The following is a 2,497-nucleotide window of genomic DNA, read 5'->3' as shown; positions in this document are numbered from 1 at the left end:
TAAGTGTCGGCATGTACATTGTCTAGTTTTCTCAACATACAGAACCTTCACAGGGAATGAGTATTTTCATCGCCCTTGTCAAGTTTAAAATGGTTTAACAATCATGTTAAAAAAACAAATGTTACAACTTCATTGTAAATGTGTCGGAAATACTTGTCAAGCTTGCCATCTTAACGTTTGCCGACTGCCGTCTTTTAACGTGCCGAATGCAATCCTTCCAAAGAAGATCATAAATCATTCTTGATTCAGAAGCTGGTATATTTTATTGTTCACTTGGCCTAATTTAGCGTTATTTTGAATGTTTGACAACAAAACAACAATGGTTTGCCCAGATTTGCTAAAGCTGTTCAAGATGTTGAAGCCCGGCATGACACCATGGTTTGAATAGCTTCCGGGAGCGACATAAAATCCCATACCATATGTGGAGCTGCTCCCTGGCGTAAACATCTTTTCGTAGCTTTTTTGCGAATACAGTTTGCCGTCTATCAGCGCTTGGTCAAATTTGTACATATCTATAGCACTCATATAAATATCACCGGCTCCATACAACTGAGATAGATCAGGCATATACGGTGTAACCGTTCTGCTGCCCTTCAGCTTATACCCGACAGCAGGATAAGGTTCTTTATTATATGTTTTATAAAAGCCTGCATGCGTCATTCCCGCCGGTTTAAAAATATGATTCGTTATGTATTGTTCATAAGACTCACCGCTTACCTCAGCAATAATATAAGCGAGAACAGAATAATTGGAATCCTTATAGTCCCATACGCCCGGCTGACGTTTGATTCCCTGACGTTCTATGTCTTTTATTAAATCGTCCGGAGTGATTGCGCCGTTTCCTTCAATATGTCCATTTATTCCCGATGTATGTGTAAGCAGATTCTTCAAAGTAATTGTTTGCCCGTTGGGAAAATGAGGTAAATACGTGTTTACCGGATCACTTGTTTGAAGTTTCCCTTTTTCCTCAAGCTGCAAAATAGCGGTTGCAATCAACGCTTTTTGTGACGAACCGACATAAAAAGATGTCAATGGATTATTTTGAATGTGATGTTTACGGTCTGCATAACCAAAACCTTTACTTGTTACGATTTCTCCATTTCTGACAATCATGGCTGTTCCGCTGAAACCGATCTCTTTTAAATAATTGCTGATTTTTTGATTACGGTCGACTGTTTTGATTTGTTCCTCTGTTTTTTTGGTGGTTTTCTTTTTGACTTCTTTTTTCTGACTGGTATCTGAAACTGCTGCAGTTTCTTGTGATGGCTCGTTCTCTTCACTATTTCGTTGAAGCGCATTCCAAATCGTGAAGCAAATCATCACTGCTAAAAGACCAAGCAAAAGTTTGCCTCTTTTATTTAGTTTTCTCCGTCTGCGTTTCGCAGTTCTTCTGCGGGTTGGGCTTGTCATTCATTTTTTCCTCCCGAAATAAATTCCATTTTGCACACGTTTTGTTAGACGAATAAAGCACTAAAAAAGTTGTCAAAAAAAGCAATATTTTTATCGTTTTTTTGTAAAAATACAAAAAGGCTGAGTTTTTCACTCAGCCTTTTGTATCATTTCAAACTTATTTTATTTTTATTCTTCAAATTCGAGTTCTTCTTGTGCCTCTCCAGCTTGCTGCTGAACTGCTCCGTGATTATCCAAGCCGTAATGTTCGCGAATTTGCTCCTGGATCATCAGCATGATATCTTTATTTTCTTTCAAGAATTGTTTTGCATTTTCACGGCCTTGGCCAAGACGCTCTTCTTCATAAGAATACCATGAACCGCTTTTTTGCACGATATCAAGTTCAGTTCCAAGATCAATGATTTCGCCTTCTTTTGAGATGCCTTCTCCGTACATAATGTCAACCTCGGCTGTACGGAACGGCGGAGCTACCTTGTTTTTCACGACTTTGATTTTCGTTTTGTTCCCCATTACGTCGTTTCCTTGTTTCAGCTGTTCAGCACGGCGCACTTCAAGACGCACGGAAGAGTAGAATTTCAGCGCACGGCCGCCAGGAGTTGTTTCCGGGTTCCCGAACATAACGCCGACTTTTTCACGAATTTGGTTAATGAAAATCGCAATTGTCTTCGATTTGTTAATGGCCCCTGAAAGCTTACGAAGCGCTTGAGACATTAAGCGTGCTTGTAAACCGACATGCGAATCTCCCATGTCGCCTTCAATTTCCGCTTTCGGCACGAGAGCTGCCACAGAATCGACAACAACAATGTCAACTGCACCGCTTCGAACCAGCGCTTCCGCAATTTCAAGCGCCTGCTCGCCTGTATCAGGCTGAGACAGTAAAAGCTCTTCGATATTGACTCCGAGCTTTTGCGCGTATACCGGATCTAGCGCATGCTCCGCATCGATAAACGCGGCTTGTCCGCCCTGCTGCTGAACCTCAGCAATCGCATGAAGCGCCACAGTTGTTTTACCTGAGCTTTCAGGACCATATACTTCAATAATCCGCCCGCGCGGATATCCGCCAATTCCTAATGCCGTATCAAGAGCG

General features: G+C 41.6%; 2 protein-coding genes. Both read right to left on the bottom strand.

Annotation, left to right across the window (positions count from 1 at the left end; genetic code table 11):
• Positions 1–234 precede the first annotated feature (234 nt).
• The gene (locus RAC86_RS37710; protein WP_072566290.1) at positions 235–1,410 is read right to left on the bottom strand and encodes a serine hydrolase domain-containing protein; all 1,176 of its coding nucleotides are present in this window, start codon (positions 1,408–1,410) and stop codon (positions 235–237) included.
• A 168-nt stretch (positions 1,411–1,578) separates the two neighbouring features.
• The coding region (recA, locus tag RAC86_RS37705; protein ID WP_377886857.1) for a recombinase RecA at positions 1,579–2,497 on the bottom strand (919 nt) is incomplete at its 5' end.

The organism is Bacillus sp. LR_5 (assembly GCF_042709275.1).
This window is presented reverse-complemented; position numbering and strand designations above follow the sequence as displayed.